This is a genomic window from Parazoarcus sp. PS-13 R2A (assembly GCF_057621855.1).
In genome coordinates, this window is record NZ_JBYEXN010000001.1 from 74,371 (window position 1) to 97,968 (window position 23,598).

22 protein-coding genes are annotated in these 23,598 nt (G+C 64.5%); 10 read left to right on the forward strand and 12 right to left on the reverse strand.

Going from position 1 to position 23,598, the window contains the following annotated elements:
- Positions 1–153 precede the first annotated feature (153 nt).
- Positions 154–459 carry a hypothetical protein gene (locus AC22G6_RS00355; protein WP_487365133.1) on the forward strand — a complete coding sequence of 102 codons (306 nt, stop codon included), beginning with the start codon at positions 154–156 and terminating at the stop codon, positions 457–459.
- On the opposite strand, the gene AC22G6_RS00360 is transcribed toward AC22G6_RS00355, so the two are convergent.
- From AC22G6_RS00360 to putA, 7 genes are all read right to left on the reverse strand, one after another.
- The gene (locus tag AC22G6_RS00360; RefSeq protein ID WP_487365134.1) at positions 460–1,368 is read right to left on the reverse strand and encodes a DMT family transporter; all 909 of its coding nucleotides are present in this window, start codon (positions 1,366–1,368) and stop codon (positions 460–462) included. It lies immediately after the preceding gene.
- Complete coding sequence (locus AC22G6_RS00365; RefSeq protein WP_108951499.1) at positions 1,365–2,081, reverse strand: ABC transporter ATP-binding protein; 717 nt, start codon at positions 2,079–2,081, stop codon at positions 1,365–1,367. Before AC22G6_RS00365 ends, AC22G6_RS00360 begins: the two co-directional genes overlap by 4 nt.
- Positions 2,081–2,905 (reverse strand): ABC transporter ATP-binding protein, encoded by an 825-nt coding sequence (locus AC22G6_RS00370; protein ID WP_487365135.1) that lies wholly within the window; start codon positions 2,903–2,905, stop codon positions 2,081–2,083. Before AC22G6_RS00370 ends, AC22G6_RS00365 begins: the two co-directional genes overlap by 1 nt.
- Positions 2,902–4,233, reverse strand: coding sequence for a high-affinity branched-chain amino acid ABC transporter permease LivM (gene livM, locus AC22G6_RS00375; protein WP_487365136.1), 1,332 nt, complete (start codon positions 4,231–4,233; stop codon positions 2,902–2,904). The genes AC22G6_RS00370 and livM overlap by 4 nt, the downstream gene beginning before the upstream one ends.
- Positions 4,233–5,147: an ABC transporter permease subunit gene (locus tag AC22G6_RS00380; RefSeq protein WP_108951500.1), complete on the reverse strand. Its 915-nt coding sequence runs from the start codon at positions 5,145–5,147 to the stop codon at positions 4,233–4,235. Before AC22G6_RS00380 ends, livM begins: the two co-directional genes overlap by 1 nt.
- Before the next feature lie 188 nt (positions 5,148–5,335).
- Complete coding sequence (locus tag AC22G6_RS00385) at positions 5,336–6,430, reverse strand: branched-chain amino acid ABC transporter substrate-binding protein (protein WP_108950420.1); 1,095 nt, start codon at positions 6,428–6,430, stop codon at positions 5,336–5,338.
- 142 nt (positions 6,431–6,572) lie between these two features.
- Positions 6,573–10,241, reverse strand: a complete 3,669-nt coding sequence (gene putA / locus AC22G6_RS00390) for a trifunctional transcriptional regulator/proline dehydrogenase/L-glutamate gamma-semialdehyde dehydrogenase (protein ID WP_487365137.1) — start codon at positions 10,239–10,241, stop codon at positions 6,573–6,575.
- Between the two features lie 181 nt (positions 10,242–10,422).
- On the opposite strand from putA, the gene AC22G6_RS00395 reads away from it, so the two are divergent.
- The 5 genes from AC22G6_RS00395 to AC22G6_RS00415 all read left to right on the forward strand — a co-directional run bounded on the left by AC22G6_RS00395 (position 10,423) and on the right by AC22G6_RS00415 (position 15,125).
- The gene (locus AC22G6_RS00395) at positions 10,423–10,890 is read left to right on the forward strand and encodes an Lrp/AsnC ligand binding domain-containing protein (protein WP_487365138.1); all 468 of its coding nucleotides are present in this window, start codon (positions 10,423–10,425) and stop codon (positions 10,888–10,890) included.
- A gap of 228 nt (positions 10,891–11,118) precedes the next feature.
- Positions 11,119–12,075, forward strand: coding sequence for a glutathione synthase (gene gshB / locus AC22G6_RS00400; protein WP_487365139.1), 957 nt, complete (start codon positions 11,119–11,121; stop codon positions 12,073–12,075).
- Positions 12,072–13,124 carry an FAD:protein FMN transferase gene (locus AC22G6_RS00405; RefSeq protein WP_487365140.1) on the forward strand — a complete coding sequence of 351 codons (1,053 nt, stop codon included), beginning with the start codon at positions 12,072–12,074 and terminating at the stop codon, positions 13,122–13,124. Before gshB ends, AC22G6_RS00405 begins: the two co-directional genes overlap by 4 nt.
- A gap of 61 nt (positions 13,125–13,185) precedes the next feature.
- Positions 13,186–14,061 (forward strand): DUF6279 family lipoprotein, encoded by an 876-nt coding sequence (locus AC22G6_RS00410; RefSeq protein WP_487365141.1) that lies wholly within the window; start codon positions 13,186–13,188, stop codon positions 14,059–14,061.
- 167 nt (positions 14,062–14,228) lie between these two features.
- Positions 14,229–15,125, forward strand: coding sequence for a DMT family transporter (locus AC22G6_RS00415; protein ID WP_108950426.1), 897 nt, complete (start codon positions 14,229–14,231; stop codon positions 15,123–15,125).
- Between the two features lie 21 nt (positions 15,126–15,146).
- Here AC22G6_RS00415 and AC22G6_RS00420 read toward each other — a convergent pair whose 3' ends face one another.
- Both AC22G6_RS00420 and AC22G6_RS00425 read right to left on the reverse strand, forming a co-directional pair.
- Positions 15,147–15,770 carry a hypothetical protein gene (locus AC22G6_RS00420; RefSeq protein ID WP_487365142.1) on the reverse strand — a complete coding sequence of 208 codons (624 nt, stop codon included), beginning with the start codon at positions 15,768–15,770 and terminating at the stop codon, positions 15,147–15,149.
- Between the two features lie 80 nt (positions 15,771–15,850).
- On the reverse strand, positions 15,851–17,053 hold the full coding sequence (locus AC22G6_RS00425; RefSeq protein ID WP_487365143.1) for an HD-GYP domain-containing protein: 1,203 nt from the start codon (positions 17,051–17,053) through the stop codon (positions 15,851–15,853).
- A 166-nt stretch (positions 17,054–17,219) separates the two neighbouring features.
- Between AC22G6_RS00425 and thrH the strand changes: the two genes are divergently transcribed.
- Entirely contained in the window at positions 17,220–17,831 is a 612-nt protein-coding gene (gene thrH, locus AC22G6_RS00430; protein ID WP_487365144.1) for a bifunctional phosphoserine phosphatase/homoserine phosphotransferase ThrH, read from the forward strand.
- Positions 17,832–17,851: 20 nt separating this feature from the next.
- The gene (gene purU, locus AC22G6_RS00435) at positions 17,852–18,727 is read left to right on the forward strand and encodes a formyltetrahydrofolate deformylase (protein ID WP_487365145.1); all 876 of its coding nucleotides are present in this window, start codon (positions 17,852–17,854) and stop codon (positions 18,725–18,727) included.
- A gap of 148 nt (positions 18,728–18,875) precedes the next feature.
- Here purU and AC22G6_RS00440 read toward each other — a convergent pair whose 3' ends face one another.
- The 3 genes from AC22G6_RS00440 to AC22G6_RS00450 form a co-directional block, all read right to left on the reverse strand.
- Complete coding sequence (locus AC22G6_RS00440) at positions 18,876–20,258, reverse strand: ammonium transporter (RefSeq protein ID WP_487365146.1); 1,383 nt, start codon at positions 20,256–20,258, stop codon at positions 18,876–18,878.
- 13 nt (positions 20,259–20,271) lie between these two features.
- Entirely contained in the window at positions 20,272–20,610 is a 339-nt protein-coding gene (gene glnK / locus AC22G6_RS00445) for a P-II family nitrogen regulator (protein WP_108950432.1), read from the reverse strand.
- 76 nt (positions 20,611–20,686) lie between these two features.
- Positions 20,687–21,451 (reverse strand): TorF family putative porin, encoded by a 765-nt coding sequence (locus AC22G6_RS00450; RefSeq protein WP_487365147.1) that lies wholly within the window; start codon positions 21,449–21,451, stop codon positions 20,687–20,689.
- 289 nt (positions 21,452–21,740) lie between these two features.
- Here AC22G6_RS00450 and AC22G6_RS00455 point away from each other — a divergent pair, with 289 nt between their 5' ends.
- Positions 21,741–21,998, forward strand: coding sequence for an accessory factor UbiK family protein (locus AC22G6_RS00455; protein ID WP_487365148.1), 258 nt, complete (start codon positions 21,741–21,743; stop codon positions 21,996–21,998).
- Between the two features lie 88 nt (positions 21,999–22,086).
- Positions 22,087–23,586 carry a YifB family Mg chelatase-like AAA ATPase gene (locus tag AC22G6_RS00460; RefSeq protein ID WP_487365149.1) on the forward strand — a complete coding sequence of 500 codons (1,500 nt, stop codon included), beginning with the start codon at positions 22,087–22,089 and terminating at the stop codon, positions 23,584–23,586.
- Positions 23,587–23,598: the final 12 nt, after the last annotated feature.

A 23,598-nucleotide genomic window follows, 5' to 3' on the forward strand; every position in this document is an offset into this window, starting at 1 on the left:
TAGATATTTGATCTAAGAATATCGAATGGACCGCGGGTTGCGGTTCTAAGCTCTGCGTTACGCTTCGTCCCACATTGTGACTGAACGCAGTTGGCCCCGCACACATGCGCTGGGTCGGCTGCAACAGCAGCAAGACGGATAAGGAGTGTCGGGATGCTTGAAGTGACTGGGGTTGTCGTTCTGGTGGTTGCAGGCCTTGCCGCGTCGTATTTTCGCGGCATGCGCAAGAAGGTCGATGGCCTCGCGCTCGCCGAAGCCGAGCCGGCCCGGGTTGCACGCCTCTATCTCCGCCGTGTGTCCGATGTGAATGCCTTCTGGCTGCACATGCGGACCACGGACGGGCGCAAGTACTGCATCGCCGCGCCCTGGGAGCTGGAAGACACGCTCGCCCGCCTCGAGCGTGTCGGGCTCCGCCTGTCGCAGGACGAAGTGCGTTACCTCAACCAGTCTTTCGCCTGATCAGCGCTGCTCGCCCCGCGCCGCGAGGTAGATTCCCACCAGCAGCAGGCTGAAGCCGACGAACTGCAGTGGCGCGAAACCCTCGCCGAAGACGATGAAGGCGAGGATTGCGCTCCCTACCGGCTCGCCCAGCGTCACCACCGCAATGAAGGTGGCCGAGACGTAGCGCAGCGACCAGTTGTAGGACGTGTGCCCCAGCAACTGCGGGCCGAGCGCCATGCCCAGCAGCACCAGCCAGGCCATGCTCGAGTGCGCGAACAGGCTGACGCCGCCGATGCTGCTGGCAGCAAACAGGAACAACCCTGCCGCACCGTAGGCAAGCCAGATGTAGGCCGACAGGCCCAGCCCCGCGCGCAGCCGGCGCCCGATCAGCAGATAGGCGGAAAAGCACCAGCTGCCGGCCAGCGCCAGCATGTTGCCCAGCATCGGATCGCTGCCCACGCCAACGCTCTGGCTGTCACTCCAGAAAATGAACAGGCTGCCCGCCAGCGACAGCGCGATGCCGCCAACCATCATCAGCCCCGGTTTTTCGCGAAACAGCACGAAGGAGGCGATGCCGATCCACAGCGGATTGGTGGTCACCAGCGCCGTGCTGGAGGCCACCGAGGTGTACTCCAGCGAGCTGATCCAGGTGGCGAAATGCAGCGCCAGGAAGAAGCCTGCGGCGACGGCCATCAGCATCTGACGGCCGCTCAGTCGTGCCAGATCCTGCCGCGACTGCATCAGCGCGATCGGGGTCACGATGATGGCCGCCAGACCCAGGCGCCAGGTGGCGACAGCCAGCGAGCTCACGCCCTCGGCCTGCGCCAGGCGCGCCAGCACCGCCCCGAAGGAAATCGCCGTCAGACCGATGCCGAGCACGACGAAGGGCAGCCATCGTGCCGGTGCTGCCGTCGTGGTGCCGCTCAAGCGTGGCCTCCGCCTTCGAGGTAGGCCGCACGCACTTCCGGGCTGGCGAGCAGTTCGGCCCCGGTGCCGGACAGCGTGATCTCGCCATGCTGCAGCACGTAGGCACGATGCGCGACCTTCAGCGCCTGGTTGGCGTTCTGCTCCACCAGCAGGATGGTCATGCCGTGATCCTGGTTGAGCTCGCGCACGATCTGGAAGATGCGGCGAATGTAGATCGGCGCCAGGCCGAGCGAGGGTTCGTCGAGCAGCAGCAGCTTGGGGCGGCTCATCAGCGCGCGGCCGATAGCGAGCATCTGCTGCTCGCCGCCCGACAGCGTGCCGGCACGCTGCGACAGGCGCTCCTGCAGGATGGGGAACATCGCATAGACGCGGGCGATGTCGGCCTCGTAGTTGGCCGGGTCGGCCTGTGCTGCACCGATCTGCAGGTTCTCCAGCACCGTCATGCGCGGAAAGATGCGCCGCCCTTCAGGTACCAGTGCAATGCCGCGGCGGGCAATGTCGTGCGTGTGCAGGTGGGTGATGTCCTCGCCGTCGAACACGATGCGCCCGGCCGAGGCCTGGGGCCTGCCAAACAGGCTCATCATCAGCGTCGATTTGCCGGCGCCGTTGGCGCCGATCAGGGTGACGATCTCGCCCACCTGCACTTCCACATCGATGCCGTGCAGGGCGTGGATGTGGCCGTAGTGGGCGTGAACCCCTTCCATTGTCAGCATCATGCTGCGATCCCTCCGGACGCTTCGTCCTCGTCGTCTTCGCCAAGGTAGGCCTTGATCACATGCGGGTCGTTCTGCACCTTTTCGGGCGATCCCTCGGCGATCTTGCGGCCGTAGTTGATCACGCAGATATGGTCGGAAACGTTCATGACCACGCTCATGTCGTGTTCGATCAGCAGAATGGCAACGCCCATTTCACCGCTGAGGTAGAGCAGCAGTTCGTTGAGCTCGGCCGATTCGCGCGGGTTGAGACCGGCCGCCGGCTCGTCCAGGCACAACAGCACCGGATTGACGCACAGCGCGCGGGCGATCTCGATCCGGCGCTGGATGCCGTAGGGCAGGTCGCCGGCAGCGTGGTCTGCGAACTGCTCGAGCTTGAGACGACGCAACCAGGTCTCGGCGCGCGCCATCGCCTCGCCTTCCGCCTTGCGATAGCCGGGCAGCGCGAAGATGCCGGCGATGGAAAACTTCGACGCGCGCTGCAGCACGTTGTGCTGGGCGACGATAAGGTTCTCCAGCACCGTCATCTTGGGGAACAGGCGAATGTTCTGGAAGGTCCTCACCACCTGGGCGTTACGCGCAACGCGATGACTGGGCAGGGACTCCAGACGGATCTCGCCGCGGCTCGGGTGGTTCAGGCGCAGGGTGCCGGTGGTCGGTTTGTAGAAGCCGGTCAGACAGTTGAACAGGGTCGTCTTGCCGGCGCCATTGGGGCCGATGATGCCGGTGATCTTGTTCGCCGGTACTTCCAGCGAAAGCTGGTCGATCGCGGTCAGGCCGCCGAAGCGCATCGTCAGTTCGCGCACGGATAGCAGCGTGCTCATTGTGCGGTCTCCTTTACAGCGTCCTTGCTGGCTGCGCCGCCGGTGGACAGGCGCAGCGTGGGTTCGCGGTGCGACAGCAGCCCGCTCGGTTTCCACACCATGATCAGCACCATCGCGGCACCGAACAGCAACATCCGGTACTCGGAGAAATTGCGCCCGAACTCCGGGATCAGCACCAGCAGGGTGGCGGCCAGCACCACGCCCATCTGCGAGCCCATGCCGCCGAGCACGACGATGGCAAGGATGATGGCCGACTCGGTGAAGGTGAAGCTCTCGGGCGAGATGAAGCCCTGCCGTGCAGCGAAGAACACGCCCGCAAAGCCGCCCAGCATTGCACCGATGGCAAAGGCCGAGAGCTTGATGTTGGTGGTGTTCATGCCCATTGCCTGGCACGCGATCTCGTCTTCGCGCAGCGCTTCCCAGGCGCGTCCGATCGGCAGCTTGCGCAGGCGCGATACGAAGGCATGGGTGAGCAGGGCCAGCACCAGGATCAGGTAGTACAGAAAGATCAGGCGGTGCATCGGCGAATACTCGATGCCGAAAAAGCTGGCAAAGGTCTGTTCGCCTTCGGCCGGACTGCGGGTGAAATCAAGGCCGAACAGGCTGGGACGCGGAATCGAGCTGATGCCGTTGGGGCCATTGGAGAACTCGGTCCAGTTCACCAGGATGATGCGGATGATCTCGCCGAAGCCCAGGGTGACGATGGCCAGGTAGTCGCCGCGCAGGCGCAGGATCGGGTAGCCGAGCAGGATGCCGAAGGTGGCGGCGAGGCCGCCCGACACCGGCAGTGCCTCCCAGAAGCCCCAGCCGTACTGGGTGGACAGCAGTGCATACGAATATGCACCGACGGCATAGAAGGCGACATAGCCGAGGTCGAGCAGCCCCGCGAGGCCGACCACGACGTTCAGGCCCCAGCCCAGCATGACGTAGATCAGCACCGTGGTGGCGGTGTCGACCACGTAGCGGTTGTCCGAATACATGATCGGCAGGGCTATGGACGCACCCAGGGCGATCCAGCCGAGGATATTGACGAGCTTCACCGGGCTGATGCCTGCGGACTTGCCCGAGGCTTCTCGCTGGCGTTCGAGCTTGCGTGCGCCCATGGTGTCGATCATCCAGCGCAGGCCGAGGCGGCCGGCAAAGGCGACGACAACGCAGACGGCCAGGGTGCCGAATCGGGTACTCACCTCAAGTGCACCGCCACCATCCACCGTGGTCAGGCCGATGAGCGGGATGCCCAGGATGAGGGCAACGAAGGCCACCCAGCCGGCGTCGCGAAAACGCTCGGTGGCGGTGATCTGGTGACGGGCGAAGACGACTGTACTCATCACACCTTCTCCACTTCAGGCCGGCCGAGCAGGCCAGAGGGGCGCAGCATCAGGACCAGGCACAGGATGGCGAAGGTCGCCACGTCCTTGTACTCGGCCCACAGGTATGCCGACCAGAAGGATTCGATGAGTCCGATCAGCAAGCCGCCCAGCATCGCCCCCGGCAGCGAGCCGATGCCGCCCAGCACCGCTGCGGTGAAGGCCTTGATGCCGGCCAGAAAACCGATGTAGAAGTCGATCACGCCGTAGTACACCGTCACCATCACCCCGGCCACGGCGGCGAGCGAGGCGCCGAGCATGAAGGTGAAGGAGATGGTGCGATCGACGTTGATGCCGAGCAGCGAGGCCATGGTGCGGTCCTGTTCGCAGGAGCGCTGCTGGCGGCCGAAGGGGGTCTGGGTGATGAGCCAGGTAAAGGCGACCATCATGACCACGGTGACCGCGATGATCATGAGCTGGCTCCAGCCGATCTGCACGGTGAAGTCGGGGGTGGACCACACCTCGAAGCCGCCTTCGATGACGGGCGGGATCGGTTTGACCCGCGCACCCTGAGTCAGCTGTACTGCGTTCTGCAGGAAGATCGACATACCGATGGCCGAGATCAGCGGGGCCAGCCGGGTCGAGCCGCGCAGCGGGCGATAGGCGATGCGCTCCACCGCCCAGCCGTAGGCCGAGGTGAAGAAGATCGACACGATGAGGACGAAGGTCAGCGCGAGCGGAATCGAGGTGACGTCGGCTGCCGCGAGCAGCGTGAACGCGGTGACGGCGATGAAGGCGCTGACCATGAAAATGTCGCCGTGGGCGAAATTGATCATGCCGATGATGCCGTACACCATCGTGTAGCCGATCGCGATCAGCCCGTACATCGAGCCGAGCGTGAGGCCGTTGATAAGTTGTTGCAGTGCGTAGGCCACGGTATCTCCGGGAGTGTCGTTGCGCGACGGCTTGCCGCCGTTCGAATGCGGCTGCCGTGCGCAGCTTGTGATTTTGTTCGCCCTGTCTGCGACGCGGCGGCACATGCGTGCTGCCGCGCTTCAGTCACAGGGCGGAGACACCGGCCCGAAGACCGGTGTCACGCACCGCCCGGTGGGCGGGATCGCGATTACTTCGCGTAGTCGTACTTACCGTCTTTCCACTGATAGACGACAAAGCCCGGTGCCTTCTGGTCACCCTTGGCGTCGAAGGACAGGTCGCCGATCACGGTCTTGAAGGTGCCGCCGCGCATGGTCTTTTCCAGTGCCGAGTACTTGGTGCTCTTGGCCTGGGTTGCGGTCTGCTCGAACAGCTGCATCGCGGCATAGGCGTACATCACGTAGCCTTCAGGCTCGATCTTTGCGGCGCGGAACTTCTCCACGATCGGGGCGGCGTCCGGGTTCTTGCGCGGGTCGGGCGAGAACGTGAACATCACGTTGTCTGCTGCGGGGCCTGCAGCGGTGACCAGCTCGGAGTTGGTCATGGTGTCGCCACCCATCACCGTGAGCTGCAGACCGACCTGCTGGGCCTGACGCAGGATCAGCGCCACTTCGGTGTGGTAGCCGCCGTAGGCCAGCACTTCGACGCCGGCCTGCTTGAGCTTGGTGACGATGCCGGAGTAGTCCTTTTCGCCCGCGGTGATCGACTCGCGCAGCACCGGCTTGGCACCCTTGGCCGTCATGGCCTTGGCGATCTCGTCGGCGAGGCCCTTGCCGTAGGCGCTCTTGTCGTCGAGTACGGCGATCTTCTTGCCCTTGAACTTGGTGGCCAGATAGTCGCCGGCAACGAGGCCCTGCTGGTCGTCACGACCCATGATGCGGAACACGTTCTTGAGACCGCGCTCGGTGACCTGCGGGTTGGTCGATACGGTCGCCATCAGGATGTCGGATTCGTTGTAGACATCGGAGGCCGGAATCGTCGAGCTCGAGCACCAGTGACCGTGCATGAAGACGATGTTGCGATTGACCATGGTGTTGGCCACCGAGACGGCCTGCTTCGGGTCGCAAGCATCGTCGCCGACTTCCAGCTTCAGCTTCTCGCCGAGCACACCGCCGCGGGCGTTGATGTCGGCAATGGCCATTTCCGCACCCTTGCGGATCTGGTCGCCGGCCGACGCGTACTGGCCGGACATCGGGCCGGCGATGGCGACGGTCAGGTCGGCCAGCGCAGGAGTGGACAGGGCGCCGAAGGCGATGCAGGCAGTGGCGAGCAGGGTTTTTTTCATGGGTGATCTCCTCTTTTGCAGTGGTTCTACTGGTACTGCGTGGTTACAGGACTTGTGCGGGCACCATCGCCCGCGCAGGACCCGTAAGTTAAGTCAGGCGCGGATTAAAACAATCCGTGTCTGCCCTAGTTCTTCAGGTTCGTCATGCGCCCATTGCCATGAGACTGGCATTGCCGCCGGCTGCAGCCGTGTTGATGCTGAGCGTGCGTTCATGGACGAGCGTGCTCGGGTCGTACTCCGGTTCCGGCTGCACCAGTGCCACCAGCGGACCGTCACGCTCGGACAGGCGTTTGCGCCAGGTGTCGGCTTCCGGTTCGGTGCCGTCGAACAGCAATGCGCCGAAGGGGGCTTCGAGCCACTTCTCGTCCACGCTCACCTGGCTGGCAACCGCAGGGGGCAGGCATTGCTGCAGGCGCCCGATCAAGGGGCTGTTGGCGAACACGATGCGGTTGCCGGTCGCAACGGCGGCAAGAATCTGATGCAGGTAGCCGGCACAGCTCTCAGCCGCACCCGCGAGCAGGCCGCGGGGCTCGAAGCGCAGACTGTTGTCCTCGCCCGTGGGGCCGGGAAGCACCAGGCGCAGGCCCGCCAGCCGGCGTTCCCGGTAGGCATCCGCGCGGTCGCGCAGCACGGCGATGTCGTCGCCTTCGATCAGTGCGCGTGCATCGCCTTCGAGCCAGTCCACAAAACTGCGGAAGGCCTCGCTGTCGGCCGTCTGGCCAGCGCCCTCAAGCATCGGTCCGGGGCTGCGTCGCAACAGGCGATGCAGGTACAGCGGGCCGCCCGCCTTGGGGCCGGTACCCGACAGACCTTCGCCACCAAAAGGCTGCACGCCGACCACGGCGCCGATGATGTTGCGGTTCACATAGAGGTTGCCGACATGGGCACGCTCTGCGACGCGCGCGATGGTTTCGTCGATGCGCGAATGCACACCCATGGTCAGGCCGTAGCCGCTGGCGTTGATGGCGTCGATCAGACGGTCGAAGTCGGCGGCGCGGTAACGCAGCACATGCAGAATGGGGCCGAACTGCTCGCGTCCGAGTTCGCCCATGCTGCCGATCTCAATGATGGTCGGGGCGACGAAACTGCCCTTGCTGCAGGCGTCCGGCAGCGCGAGCCGGGTGATGCGCGCGCCTGCGAGCTGCATGGCGCTGACGTGGCGCTCGAGTCCTTCGCGGGCCTCGGCATCGATCACCGGGCCGATATCGGTGCGGACATCGGCCGGATCGCCGATGCTGAGTTCGCGCAGCGCGCCCTGCAGCATGTTGAGAATGCCGTCGGCGACGTCCTCCTGCACACACAGCACGCGCAGTGCGGAGCAGCGCTGGCCGGCCGAATCGAAGCTGGAGGCGAGGATATCGACCACCACCTGCTCGGCAAGCGCGGTGGAGTCCACGATCATCGCGTTCTGTCCGCCGGTTTCCGCGATCAGCGGGATGTTCCCGCCCCGTGCGGCGAGGTTGCGCTTGATCAGGCGTGCCACCTCGGTCGAGCCGGTGAACATCACGGCGCGCACGCGCGGATCTGATACCAGCGCGGCACCAACGGTTTCGCCGCGCCCCGGCAGCAGCTGCAGCGCCGAAGTGGGGATGCCGGCTTCGTGGAAGAGGCGCACGGCGGCGGCGGCAATCAGTGGCGTCTGCTCGGCAGGCTTGGCCAGCACCGGGTTGCCTGCAGCCAGCGCAGCCGAAACCTGGCCGCTGAAGATGGCCAGCGGGAAGTTCCACGGGCTGATGCACAGCACCGGACCGAGTGCCGCATGGGTGCCGTTGTCGAACTTGCGCGCCTCTTCGGCGTAGTAGCGGCAGAAATCGACTGCTTCGCGCAGTTCTGCCACCGCGTTGGACCAGGATTTGCCGGCTTCCCGCACGGTCAGCGCCAGCAGCGCGCTGGCATCGCGTTCCAGCAGCGCCGCAGCGCGTACCAGGCAGTCCGCACGTTCGCCGGGGGCGAGGGTTGCCCAGGCCGTGGCACCCTCGGCTGCAGCGGCGAGTGCGGCTTCGATATCGTCCTTGCCGGCTTCGATGACATGGCCGACGACATCGGCGTGATCCGCAGGATTTCGCACCGTCGCGCCGGTCGCGATTGCGGCGGGGGCGCCTGCCACCATCGGGGCGGCGAAGTGAGGCTCGCTGCGGCTTGCCACCAGTGCGGCAGCGATCCGTTCGCGCACGGGTTCGCTCGCCAGGTCGACGCCAGCGGCGTTGGGCCTGCAGGCGCCGTAAAGCTCGGCCGGCAGCGGAATGCGGGGGTGAGGGGCGCCGCCAAGGCGCTCCGCCTCTTCGACCGGATCTGCGATCAGTTCCTCGATCGGCACGTTCTCGTCCACGATGCGATTGACGAAGCTGGTGTTGGCGCCGTTTTCGAGCAGCCGGCGGACGAGGTAGGCGAGCAGGGTCTCGTGGCTGCCGACCGGGGCGTAGATGCGCACCAGGCGACGGCGATCCGGGTTGCCGACGATCTGGTCGTACAGCGGCTCACCCATGCCGTGCAGGCACTGGAACTCGTAGTTGCCGGTCTGGTAGTCGGGTCCGGCAAGGTTGAAGATCGCCGCCAGCGTGTGTGCGTTGTGGGTGGCGAACTGCGGGTAGATCACATCGCGGGCGGCAAGCAGGCGTTTGGCGCAGGCGAGGTAGGCGACGTCGGTGTAGACCTTGCGGGTGTAGACCGGATAGCCATCCATGCCGTCGATCTGGGCGCGCTTGATCTCGGCATCCCAGTAGGCGCCCTTGACCAGGCGCACCATCATGCGCCGACCGCTGCGACGGGCAAGTTCGATGATCCAGTCGAGCACGAAGGGCGCGCGTTTCTGGTAGGCCTGCACGACAAAGCCGAGCCCCTGCCAGTCACCCAGCTCGGGATCCAGGGCCAGGGCTTCGAGCAGGTCGAGCGACAGGTCGAGGCGGTCGGCTTCCTCTGCATCGATGTTGAGGCCGATGTCGTACTTGCGCGCCAGCATGCACAGCGACTTCAGTCGCGGCAGCAACTCGGCCAGCGTGCGCTCGCGCTGCGACCAGACGTAGCGCGGATGCAGCGCCGAGAGCTTGACCGAGATGCCGTTGCCGTCGACCACGCCGCGCCCTGCGGCGGCCTTGCCGATGGCGTGAATGGCGGTTTCGTACGCGCTAAGGTAGCGCTGTGCGTCGTCTGCCGTCATCGCCGCTTCGCCCAGCATGTCGAAGGAGTAGCGGTAGCCGCGCTTTTCGGTCGCGCGGCCGCGCTCCAGCGCCTCATCGATGTCGCGCCCGGTGACGAACTGCTCGCCCAGCATGCGCATCGCCAGGTCCATGCCCTTGCGGATCAGCGGTTCGCCGCCGCGGCTGAGCATGCGGTTGAGCGCGGTCGACAGGTTCTTCTCGCTGCTGGTCGACACCAGTCTGCCAGTGATGAGCAGGCCCCAGGTCGCGGCATTGACGAACAGGGAGGGGCTGTTGCCGATGTGGGCGCGCCAGTTGCCTTTCGCCAGCTTGTCGCGAATCAGGCGGTCGGCGGTGGCCTTGTCCGGCACTCGCAGCAGGGCTTCGGCGAGACACATCAATGCCACGCCTTCCTGGCTCGACAGCGAGAACTCCTTCATCAGGGCGTCGACGCCGCTCGAGCGGCTGCGCTTGTTGCGCAGGCCAGCCACGAGTTGATGTGCCATGTCGTGGGTACGTGTCTGCAACCCCGCTTCCATCCGTGCCTCGGAGATCCGCTCCGGCATGCACTCGGGTTCCGGCGTGCGCCATGCGGTGTCGATGCGCTTGCGCAGGGCGGAGCGCGGCTCGACTGGCAAGGCTGCGGTTTCAGGCTGGAACTCGGGCTGGGTCACGACGCGTACTCCTGGTGTCACGGTTCAAGGTTGTCGCTGCTGCGAAGGGATGGTTGCGTATGCATGTCCGAAGTCGAATTGTTCTTGATTAAGAATAGTTAATGGCTCCAAAGATGGAATTAATACGGGCAAAATGACTTCTTTTCATTTGGTCGGCAGTCGAAAAGTCTGCTGCGGTGCAATGGATCGAATCGATTTGAAGATTCTGGGTGAATTGCAGGCCGATGCCCGCATCTCGATGGTGGAGCTCTCCCGGCGTGTGGGCCTGAGCAAGACGCCGTGCGCCGAACGCCTGCGGCGGCTTGAGAAGCAGGGGGTGATCCGTGGCTATCACGCGGCGCTCGACGCCGAGGCCGTGGGCGCGGCGCACATCGTCGTGGTGCAGGTGCTGCTGTCGAGCACCACGGCGCATGATCTGAAGCGCTTCAACGAGGGTGTCAAGACCATTCCCGAGATCGAGTCCTGTCACATGATCGCGGGTGACTTTGACTACCTGCTGAAGGTCCGGACGCGCGATATCGCTGAGTACCGCAAGGTGATGGGGGAGCGCATTTCCGAGCTGCCCTGTGTCAAGCAGACCCATACCTATGTGGTGATGGAGGTGGTGAAGGATGAGCGCTGCCTGCCGTTGAGCCGGGTGGACGCCTGAGGGTGGGGGCGACGGGCCGTTCGGGCCTGTTGCGGGCGCCACGCAGGGCGGGAAGGGGCGGGCCCTTGGTGTAACATTCCGGCTGGCCCGTCCGGCCGCCTCGGGGCGCTGTCCGGACGGGGTGATGTTCCGCGTCCATGTTGGCGGCGAGCGCTGTGTGCGCCCGGTGGGGCGGACATCATCGATGAATCCCCGTGATGCAAACCGCCCGCTTTAGGAACCCTGATAATGACCCGTCCGCTCAAGCTTGCCTTCATCCTGGATCCGATCGAAGGGCTCAAGCCGTACAAGGACTCCAGCGTGGCGATGATGCGCGCAGCCACCGCGCGCGGTCACGAGGTGTGGGCGATCCGGCGTGAAGCCCTGACCTGGCGCGAGGGCGTGGTGGTGGCCAGCAGCGTGCCGCTCACGGTGCGCGCCGACAATTACGACTGGTACACCGCCGGCGAGGCGCTGGCGATGCCGCTGTCTGCCTTCGATGCGGTGCTGATGCGTCAGGACCCGCCCTTCGATTTCGAATACGTGACCGCCACCTGGCTGCTCGAGCGTGCCGCGCAGGCCGGCGTACGGGTCTTCAACGACCCGCGCTCGATTCGCGACCACTCCGAGAAGATCGCAATCACCGAGTTCGCTCAATTCACCGCCACTACGATGGTGGCGCGCGACCCGGCGGATGTGCATGCCTTCATCGACGAACTCGGTGACGTCATCCTCAAGCCGCTCGACGGCATGGGCGGCAGCCAGATCTTCCGTGTGCGTGCCGACGACCCCAACCGCAACGTGATCGTCGAAACCCTGACCCATGAAGGCAGCCGCACCATCATGGCGCAGCGCTACCTGCCCGAGATCGCCGAAGGCGACAAGCGCGTGCTGATCATCGGCGGCAAGGTCGTGCCGTATTCGCTGGCGCGCATTCCGAAGCAGGGCGAAACGCGCGGCAACCTCGCTGCGGGTGGCCGTGGCGTGGCCATGGAACTGACCGCGCGCGAGCGCGAGATTGCCGAGTACCTGGCGCCCATCCTGTGGGCACGCGGACTACTGATCGTGGGGCTCGACGTGATCGGCGGTCACCTGACCGAGATCAACGTCACCAGCCCGACCTGCATGGTCGAGATCGCAGATCAGCAGGGCTTTGACGTGGCAGGGCTGGTGATCGACACGCTGGAAGAGGCCTGCGCCGGATGAGTCTTGCCGCAGGTTTCGGCCGCCTGCGGGCGGCCCTGTTCGTGCTCGCGTGCGCGCTGCTGCTGGGCGGCTGCGCGCGGCCGCAGGTCTTTCATCAGGAATCCTACGTCTTTGGTACCCGCGTCGATGTCGCGGTGTACGGGGATGACAAGGCCCAGGCCGACGCCGCAAGCGCGCTGGTGCTTCGCGAGTTCGACCGCCTTCACCGTGCCTATCATGCCTGGGAGCCCTCCGAACTTACCGCGCTGAACGAGGCGATCGCGCGGGGCGAGTCGCTGGAGGTGTCGGAAGAGCTGGCAACGATGCTGCGCGACGCGCAGCGCATGGCCGCAACAGGTGACGAACTCTTCGATCCGGCGCTTGGCAGCCTGATCGCACTGTGGGGCTTTCACACGGACACCTTCGTGCCTGTGCGCCCCGATCCGGAGAAGCTCGCCGCACTGGTCGCAGCGCGGCCCCGGATGAGCGACCTCGACATCGACGGCCGCCGCGTCAGCAGCCGCAATCCGGCGGTGCAGCTTGATCTGGGTGGTTATGCCAAAGGCTATGCGCTGGACCGTGCGGCGACCCTGCTGCGCGAACAGGGCATCACCAACGCGCTGATCAACATCGGTGGCAATGTGATGGCGCTCGGGAAGAAGGGCGATCAGCCCTGGCGTATCGGCATCCAGCATCCGCGCGCCCCGGCGCCGCTCGCGACCATGCCGCTGTACGACGGCGAGGCGGTCGGCACGTCGGGCGACTACCAGCGCTATTTCGAACTCGACGGCGAGCGCTATGCGCACCTGCTCGACCCGCGCACCGGACAGCCTGCCCACGGTACGCAGTCGCTCACCGTGCTGATCACGCCGCGTGAGGCCGCCGGCACGCTGTCGGATGCGGCAAGCAAGCCCGCTTATCTGGCCAATGAAGGCTGGCGCGAGCAGACGCGTCATTTCGGTATCGATCATGCCTTGCGCGTCGATGCAGCGGGCAATGTCGAGGTCACCCGTGCCTTGCGCGCACGGCTGCAGTTTCCGGCGCCGGTGGATGCCGTGGTGGTCGACTAGACGCGCCTCGAAAACGCGCTGCTGGCGCGAACCTTGAGCGCGCCATGTGCTCTCAGACCTCATGTCCGTTCGTCTGCGACTCCTCGTTCTGTCATTTTGCGCCTTGCTGCTGGGCGGCTGCGGGCTGCGCTTCGCCTATTCGCAGCTCGACTGGCTGCTGCCCTGGTACGTGGGTGATTACGTCAGTCTGGACCGGACGCAGAAGCGGCTCCTCGATGCACGCCTCGAAGCGCGCCTGGCCTGGCATTGCAGCAGTCAGCTGACCGCCTACTCGGGCCTGCTGCGCGAGGTCGAGCGCGATCTGCGCGGCAATGAGGTCGTGGGGGCGCCGATCCTGGACGTCTATCTGCAGCGTGGCGAGGCGTTCTGGCGGGTGCTGATGAAGGAGGTCACCCCGGACGCCGGCGTCCTGCTCGCCGCCTTGAGCGATGCTCAGGTGAAGGAACTCGGCGAGGCGTTTGCGCGACGGAACGACGAGACCCGCGAGGAATTCCTCGAGGGCACGCCGGATGCGCTGCGCGCGCGCCAGATCGAGCGCATGGAAAAGCGTCTGCGTACCTGGTTCGGCCCGCTCAGTGCGGCACAGCGCAGCCGGGTCGCGGCCTGGAGCGCCGGACTGGCGCCCACGACCGAAGCCTGGCTGCAACACCGTGCGCGTTGGCAGGGGGCTCTGATCGAGGTGCTGGCGCAGCGGCATGCGCCAGATTTCGAGTCCCGCGTGGGCGCGCTGCTGCTGGAGCCGGACTCGCTGTGGGCGGCAGACTACCGGGCGGATGTCGCCCGCAACCGCAAACAGACGCTCGACCTGCTGGCTGACATCTTCAACATGGCGAGCCCGGCGCAGCGTACCCATCTGGTCAACGAGATCGCGGGCTGGGCGGCGCAGTTCGAGCAGCTTGCCTGCACGGATACGCCGCTGCGAACCGCATCGATCTAGGGCCGCTGACACGTGCCTGCGGTAATGCGGCGCGTGACGCCGCTGCCGGGCCTGTGCATCGCGGACTTCGCCCCAGTCTGGTGCATTTTTTTCGGACGCTACGTTTGTCATGTCCGTAACCCCTATACTTGCCGGCCCGGACAAGCATACGGATTCGCAGACAAGGCATGCCACCCAAGATCCAGTTAGACCGTTTCGCCATTGTTCTGATGGTGATTTTCTGCACCGTATGGGGCAGCCAGCAAGTGGTGATCAAGTATGCCAACGCCGGAATCTCGCCGGTGTGGCAGGCGGGGCTGCGTTCGATCGGGGCGGTTGTGCTGGTGATGCTGTGGTCGGTGCTGCGCGGGGTGCGTCTGTTCGAGCGTGATCGCACCCTGTTGCCCGGCCTGCTCGCCGGACTGCTGTTCTCGCTCGAGTTCGGTCTGCTCTACTGGGCGCTCGAATACACCACGGCATCGCGGGGCGTGATCTTTCTGTATACCGCGCCCTTCATGGTTGCGATGGGCGCGGTCTGGCTGCTGCCGCAGGAACACATGCGGCCGGCGCAGTGGGCCGGCATGATGATGGCTTTCGTCGGCGTGCTGGCCCTGTTCGGCGAGAGCCTGCTGCTGCCCGCGGAGAGCACCTGGGTGGGTGACCTGATGATGTTCGCTGCCGCCGTGTTCTGGGCCGGGACCACGCTGACGATCAAGGTGTCGACGCTGGCGCGTGCAGCGCCGGAAAAGATGCTGCTCTACCAGCTGGCGGTCTCGGCCGTCGTGCTGCCGATTCTGGCGCTCGCTTTTGGCGAAGCGGGCGTCTTCGCGCCATCGCCGATGGTGTGGGCGAGTCTCGCCTTTCAGATCCTGGTGGTCGCAACCGCGAGCTACATCGGCTGGTTCTGGCTCATTCGCAACTACCCGATCACCCGCCTGTCCTCGTTTTCCTTCCTCACCCCCGTGATGGGCGTGGTAGCCGGCAGCGTTCTGCTTGGCGAAACGCCGACGCCGGCTGTCTTCATGGCACTGGGGATGGTTGCACTCGGTATCTGGGTTGCCAACCGCCCGGCGCGGACCGCCTGAGGCTGCCCGCTCGGCAGGGAGTCAGCGCCCGGAGGCGTCGCGCGCCTTCTTCTCTTCGTATTCGCGAATGCGCTCGTCGTAGCGCTCACGTTCGCGGGCGGCCTGTTCCGCACGCTGCGCGGCCGCCTCCTGCGCCTTGCTGCGCTCGGCAGCACGTTCGGCGTCCTGTGCAGCACGCGCTTTCACCGCTTCGCGCTCCGCCTCTGCGGCCGCCTTGCTGCGTTCGCTGCGCATGCGCTCGGCTTCGGGTGTTGCACGAATCGTCGGGTCGGCCGCGGGCGAGGTGGCCGGTGCCTGCTGGGGCGCGCCAGGATTGTTGCGCATGGCTTCGTCGGCTGCGCGCTGACGCGCGGCAAGCTCCAGCTTGCGTGCTTCGGATTCGAGTGCGCGGGCGCGGTGGATGTCGTCGAGTCGTGCCTGCTTGGCGGCGTCGATGCAGCGATTGACCAGGAAGCGCTCGTAACACTGCGGTTCGGTGGCCTGGTAGGTGGCTTCGGCCTGGTCGCGCAGTTGTGCGGCCTCATCCTTCAGGCGGCTGGCGCGCACTTCGTCCGCTGCGCTCGAGTCGGCGGCCTGCGAGAGCGGGGTGAGGAGGCACAGCAGCAGCGTGCTGGCGGCAATACGGAAAGTCGGGCTGATGGGCATGCGAGAACAGGGTCGCGTGACGGGATGCGTAGGATAGCGCCTTTATCCCCGTTGGCGCGTTTCCAAACGTGATCGTGCTGTCAGGCAGGCTGCCATTGTGCAGGGTCGATCTTCCAGTCTTCGAACGATTCGTGCGCGACGATGCGGTCCTGGGAGTGGCGCAGGTCCACGAGTTCCGGGGTCAGGTAGTGGCCCTTGGTATGGAACATCACCTTCACTGACGGCTGCATCAGCTTGTCGGTGTGCTGTTCCTGCACCACCGCGAGACGACCGCTCTCGAGACGTACCAGTGAGCCCGAGGGGTAAATGCCGATGGTGCGGATGAAGGCCTGCACGAGTTCGGGCTTGAAGTGGAACTTGCTCCACTCGAGCAGCTTGCGCAGCGCCTCGGTGGGCGGCCGGCCCTTGTGGTAGCAGCGGTTGGAGGTCAGCGCGTCGTAGACGTCGACGATTGCGCCCATCTGGCCGTAGAGGCTGATCTGTTCGCCCTTCAGCTTGTTCGGGTAGCCCGTGCCGTCGAAGCGCTCGTGGTGCTGTGCCGCGACATCGAGGGCGATTTCGCTGATGCCGGGCGTGCCCATGAGGATGAGCTTGCTCTGCACCACATGCGACTTCATCTTGTCGAACTCGGCGTCGGTCAGCTTGGCCGGTTTGTTGAGAATCTCGTCCGGCACCTTTGCCTTGCCCACGTCATGCAGGAGGGCACCGATCGCGATCTCGTGGATGATCTCGCGCGGCAGTTCGAGCGCGCGGGCGAAGGAGGTCATCAGCGTGCACACCGATACCGAGTGCTGGAAGGTGTATTCGTCGTGACTCTTGAGCAGGGACAGCGGCAGCAGGGCGTCCTGCTGGCGGAAGATCGAGTCTACGATCTGGCTCACCAGGGGTTCGATCTTTTCGAGCTCGATCTGCTTGCCCAGGCGGATGTCGCCCATCATGTTGCGCACGATGACGTTGGCCTCGCGATGAAGCGTCTTCGCACGGTGCACTTCGTCGGCAAGCGAGACCGGTTCGATGGGCATCGCGGCGCTGGTGGCGATGGCCTCGATCTGCTCATCGACCTTGTGTGCCGCTTCTTCCAGCGTGGGGGCGTCGATGACATCCAGCCCGCGCCCGGTGTCGATGTAGATTTCGTGCGTGCCCAGTGCCAGCACCTTCTCCACCGTCGCAGAGTCATCGACCGCGAAGCGGTTACGTACGAAGTTATGTTCCATCCAGCCGCAGTTGAGGTCGTGGATGAACATGCCGGGTTGGAGCTTCTCGACCGGGATGAGTTTGATCATTGGGCTGGCATATGAACTTTTCCGCATAGTATGTGCCGAGCACCGGTTTGCTTCCAGTGGAATAATCGTGCCGGTGCGCATTTCTCCTCGCCGTGGTCAAGAGAAGTCGGGAACGTGTCGATGATAGAATCCGCCTTCCGTCAAATTCTGCCTACAGGAGCGCCCGGTGCGAATCGTCTGTCTAGACCTAGAAGGTGTGCTGGTTCCGGAAATCTGGATCGAATTCGCCGAGCGTACCGGCATCCCCGAGTTGCGGCGTACCACGCGCGACGAGCCGAATTACGACACCCTGATGAAGTACCGCCTCGATATCCTGGCCAGGCACAATCTCGGCCTGCCCGATATTCAGGCGGTGATCGCCAGCATGGGGCCGATGGCCGGCGCACGCGAGTTTCTGGACGATCTGCGCGAGACCTACCAGGTCATCATCCTGTCCGACACCTTCTACGAGTTCGCCAAGCCGCTGATGCAGCAGCTCGGTCTGCCGACGCTGTTCTGTCACAGTCTTGAAGCCAATGCCGAAGGCATTCTGGTCAACTACCATCTGCGCATGCCCGACCAGAAGCGTGAAGCAGTGCAGCGTTTCAAGGAGCTCAACTTCAAGGTGGTGGCCGCGGGCGACTCGTACAACGACACCGCCATGCTGGGCGAGGCCCACGGCGGCATCCTGTTCCATCCGCCGGAAAACGTCATCCGCGAGTTTCCGCAATACCCGGTTGTGCGCGATTACGCCGGCCTGCGCGCCGAAATCGACAAGGCTTTTGCCCGTACCGCCTGAACCCCCAGACCCGAGCCGCCATGCATCGCGAACGCTTTTTCACCCTGTCAGCCTCCTGTCCCGACCGTGTCGGCATCGTCGCCCGCGTCTCGGGCTTCATCGCCGAACACCAGGGATGGATTCTCGAAACCTCGCTGCATGCGGAGCCGCCGCGTGATGGTGAGGACATCGGGCGCTATTTCATGCGCATCGAGATCCGTGCCGATTCGCTGCCGTTTCACCTCAGCGAGTTGCGCGAGCGTTTCCGGCCGCTGGCCGAAGAGCTGGAGATGGAGTGGAAGATCACCGATTCCGCAGTGAAGAAGCGGGTGGTCATGCTGGTGAGCAAGCAGGAGCACTGCCTGTACGATCTGCTGGCGCGATGGAAGTCGAAGGAGCTCGATATCGAGATCCCGTGCGTGATTTCCAATCACGATACGCTGCGCGGCTTCGTCGAGTGGCACGGCATTCCCTTCCACCACGTGCCGGTCACGCCCGACAACAAGTCGAGCGCGTATGCCGAGGTGGGGCGCCTGTTCGAAGAGGTGCGCGGCGACACCATGGTGCTGGCCCGCTACATGCAGATCCTGTCACCAACGCTGTGTGCCACCTACCCGGGGCGCATCATCAATATTCACCACAGCTTCCTGCCCAGTTTCGTTGGCGCGCGCCCCTATCATCAGGCCTACGCCAAGGGCGTGAAGCTGATCGGCGCGACCTGCCACTATGTGACCGCCGATCTGGACCAGGGGCCGATCATCGAGCAGGACGTGATTCGTATTGATCACTCCGACGCGGCCGAAGACATGGTGCGTTACGGCAAGGACATCGAGAAAACCGTGCTGGCACGTGGTCTGCGCTATCACCTTGAAGATCGGGTGCTGGTGCATGGAAACAAGACCGTGGTGTTCCGCTAGGCCGGAAGGCCGCGGTGCTGCCGTGATCAAGGCGCCTTTCGGGGCGCCTTTCTTACGTCCGTCGTCTGCGCGTGGACAAAAAAGGGCGCCCCGCAGGGCGCCCAGAATGGGAAGAACCGGAGGAGGTCGGTTCGACCCTTTTTGATGCTTAGTAGTGGTAAGCGGTTTCGCCGTGGGACGTGATGTCCAGGCCTTCGCGCTCTTCTTCTTCCGGGACCCGCAGACCGACGAACATGTCGGCGATCTTGAAGGCGACGAAAGCAACCACTGCCGACCATACGATGGTGATGATCACCGAGTAGGTCTGGATCCACACCTGGCTGGCGATCGAGAAGTCGTCGCCGCCCGTGCCGCCCAGGGACGGTGCGGTGAATACACCGGTCAGGATGGCACCGATGATGCCGCCGAGGCCATGCACGCCGAACACGTCGAGCGAGTCATCCGCGCCGAGCATGCGCTTGAGGCCATTCACGCCCCACAGGCAGATGAAGCCAGCCAGCAGGCCGATCACGATGGCGCCCATCGGGCCAACCGAGCCGCAGGCCGGGGTGATGGCCACGAGACCGGCAACCGCACCGGATGCAGCACCCAGCATGGAGGGCTTGCCCTTGAACATGGCTTCACCGACGCACCAGGCCAGCACTGCAGCGGCAGTGGCGAACAGGGTGTTGATGAAGGCCAGCGCTGCGCCCGAAGTGGCTTCCAGGTTGGAACCGGCGTTGAAGCCGAACCAGCCCACCCACAGCATCGAGGCACCGACCATGGTCAGCGTCAGCGAATGCGGAGCCATGGATTCACGACCGTAGCCGATACGCTTGCCAACCATGTAGGCACCAACCAGACCGGCAACACCGGCGTTGATGTGCACCACGGTACCGCCAGCGAAGTCGAGTGCGCCGTCGCCCAGCAGGTAGCCGCCCGGGCCCCAGACCATGTGGCAGATCGGCAGGTAGCAGAAGGTGAACCAGATCACCGAGAACAGCAGCACTGCGGAGAACTTCATGCGCTCGGCGAAGGCGCCGACGATGAGTGCGCAGGTGATGCCGGCGAAGGTGGCCTGGAAGGCGATGAACGCATACTCAGGCAGCTTGGCTTCGTCGGTGAAGGTGTCTGCGAGGGTATCGATGCTCACGCCGGACAGGAACAGCTTGTCGAGCGAGCCGATGAAGGGGCTGGCCTCGGTGAACGCCAGGCTGTAGCCGTAGAAGGCCCACAGCACGGAGATCAGCGAGAACACCACCATCACCTGCATCAGCACCGACAGCATGTTCTTGGAGCGGACGAGGCCGCCGTAGAACAGCGCCAGGCCGGGCAGGGCCATGAACAGAACGAGGAGGGTGGCAGTCATGATCCAGGCGACGTCGCCCTTGTTGACCGTGGGTTCTGCGGCCATTTCGGCCGGTGCTTCAGCCACGGCTGCGGCTGCTTCAACAACTGCTTCGACAACGGGGGCCGTCGATTCCTGGGCGTAAACGCCGCCAGCAAAGCCGACGGTCACAGCCGCCAGCAGGATTGCAAATAGTTTTTTCATTTCTCAATCTCCCTTACAGGGCATCGGATCCGGTTTCACCGGTGCGAATGCGGATAGCCTGTTCCAGTTCGAAGACGAAGATCTTGCCGTCACCGATCTTGCCGGTGGACGCAGACTTCTCGATGGCCTCGATGGCCTGATCAAGGATGTCAGCGCGGATGGCCGCTTCGATCTTTACCTTGGGCAGAAAGTCGACGACGTATTCCGCGCCGCGGTAAAGCTCGGTGTGGCCCTTCTGACGACCGAAGCCTTTGACCTCGGTCACCGTGATGCCCTGAACACCGATCGCCGACAGTGCTTCACGCACTTCGTCGAGCTTGAACGGCTTGATGATGGCACTGATGAATTTCATGATTGCTCCACCTTTATTGCTGAGATCTCATTCATCCGGGCCCCTGTCTCTCGGGGCCCGAACACCCGAATCGCGCTCAGAATTCCTTGCTGAACGATGCGTAGAAACGGTCACCCGCTGCGTTCTTGCCGTTTGAGCCGAAACAGTAGGCTTCGCCCTTGGAGCAGCTGCCATCCGCATCGGAACCGGCGTAGTTGACTGCGAACGTGCCGAAGCCAACGTCCTTGCTCACACCGACGCCCCAGTCCATGTAGGAGGCGGCGCCGTTGTTCTTGATGATCTGGCGACCGACGTGAGCCGATGCCGCCCAGCCTTCGGCGAACTCGTACTCTGCGTTCAGCTCGAGGTAGTTGCTGTTGCGGGTGCTGGTGGTATTGGTGCCATTCCAGCCGAACAGCGTCTTCGACACGCCGTGCGAGTACTTGAGCTCGAGGATGTTCCAGCCCAGCGACAGATAGACTTCGGTCGTGTCCGGCGAGGACACGCCGCTGATCCCGCTGCCCGGGTAGAAGTAGCGCACTGCGCCCACGTCGTAGGAGAGCTGACCGACTTCATTGGCGAAACCGAAATACAGGTCCCATTCCATGCTGTTCTGCGACTTGGCGACATCGTCGACCCAGCCGACGTTCGACGCCCAGGTGCCGACATAGAAACCACTGGAGTGCGCGTAGTCGAAACCGCCCTGCAGGGCCGGGTTGCCCTGAGTTTGGCTGATGCCGCGGAAGACGTAATCCGTCGTCAGCGAGATGTTGCCGCTGAACGGGCTTTCTTCTTCGGCGTGCACAGCACCGACGAAGGTGAGGGAAGCCAGAACGGCGGTTGCGATGAGGCTCTTGCGCATGGTTCGCTCCTGAAGGAGTAGGGTTGTGTTTTGGTGAGCCAACCAATGCACACACCGTGCCAGTTTGCTGAATCCCTTTCTGTTGTTGGGCTTTGGACCGTTTCTACTGACTGTATCCGTTATGACTCAGTGGAGGAATGTGCACAAATGAGGCATGGAATCACTTTATGCACCATATTGGTGCGTTGTGGCAAGTAATCGTGCGCCACTTTCGCGCATCGGCTGCAAAAGCACCGTCCGGCGCGCGTGCTAGACTGATGTTCTGTTCGTAATAAAGGCGGTGATCTCCATGGCAAATCCACGTATCTTCGATGAAATCGGGTCCAAACTCTCCGAACTCGCAGCTAACAGTCCGGCGCGCGATATCGAGAAGAATCTGAAGGCGGTGCTCTCCGGTGCTTTCGGCAAGCTCGATCTCGTGACGCGTGAGGAGTTCGAGGTCCAGCGCGAGATGCTTGCCCACGCGCGTCAGCGTCTGGCAGAACTCGAGGCGCGGGTTGCCGTGCTCGAAGCGGACGCAGTCGAGCGGGACAGCACACCGGACTGATCAGCCGAAGCGCCAGCTGCCGAATTAATTCTATTGTCATTATCGGGATCTCCGCTAGACTGACGCCCGGTCAGTTTTGGAGGTCCGGATGTCTATCGCGCTCGTGCGCACCCGCGCCGTTGACGGGCTCAATGCACCCGAAGTCACGGTCGAAGTGCACCTTTCGAATGGATTGCCCGCGTTCACGCTGGTCGGCCTGGCCGACACCGAAGTGCGCGAGGCCCGCGACAGGGTGCGTGCGGCCATCATCACCTCCCAGTTTGAGTTCCCACAGCGACGGATCACGGTAAACCTCGCGCCGGCCGACCTTCCGAAGGAGGGCGGGCGCTTCGATCTGCCGATTGCGCTCGGCATCCTGGTCGCGTCGGGGCAGGTCAAGGGCACCGGGCTGGATGCGCACGAATTCTGTGGCGAGCTCTCGCTCGATGGCAGTCTGCGCGGAATTCGCGGGGCGCTTGCAGCCGCGCTGGCTGCCGGGCGCCACCAGCGCGCGCTGGTGCTGCCGCTCGAGAATGCCGACGAGGCGGCGCTGGCGCGCGGTGTCAATGTGCTGCCCGCCACATCCCTGCTGGCCGTGTGCGCGCATCTGAACGGGCTCGAGTCCTTGTCTGCGCACCCGCCCCCCGCGGTGGGCGACGGTTTCGCGCTTGCGCCCGATCTGGCCGATGTCAGGGGGCAGTTCCAGGCTCGCAGGGTGCTGGAAGTCGCTGCAGCCGGCGGGCATTCGCTGCTCATGTATGGCTCGCCCGGTACCGGCAAGTCGATGCTGGCACAGCGCCTGCCGGGGTTGATGCCGCCACTGACCGAAGCCGAGGCACTCGAGAGTGCAGCCGTGCATTCACTCACAGGCCGGTTCGACGCCGCCAACTGGGGGCGGCGCACCTTTCGCGCCCCGCATCACTCGGCATCGGCTGCGGCACTGGTGGGCGGCGGGGCGATCCCGCAACCGGGCGAGGTGTCCCTGGCCCATCACGGTGTCCTGTTTCTCGATGAATTGCCCGAGTTCGACCGCAGGGTGCTGGAGTCGCTGCGCGAGCCGCTTGAAACCGGTCATGTCACGGTCTCGCGCGCGCGCCGGCGGGCCGAGTTTCCCGCACGATTCCAGCTCGTCGCGGCAATGAACCCCTGCCCCTGCGGTTATTCAGGTCATCCGACCCGGGCGTGCACGTGCACGCCGACGCAGATCTCCCGCTACCGTGCGCGCCTTTCCGGTCCGCTGCTCGATCGTATCGATCTGGTGGTCGAAGTGCCGGCGGTGTCCTACGAGGACCTTGCCGAAGCGTCCCGCGGCGAGTCGAGTGCAGCTGTCCGCGCCCGGGTGCTTCGGGCGCGAGCGTTGCAGGTCGAGCGTCAGGGCATGCCGAACGCCGCGCTCGCGCCGGCGCAGGTGGATGCCTGCTGCGTGCCTGACGCGGCGGGGGCGGCCTTGCTGGCACAGGCCATGAGCCGCCTCAATCTGTCGGCGCGAGCCTATCACCGGGTGCTGCGGGTTGCGCGCACGCTCGCCGACCTGAATGAAGTCGCACAGCCCGGCGCCGCGCACATGGCAGAAGCCATTCAGTACCGGCGGGGGCTGGCTTCGCACTGAGCGTACGGAGTG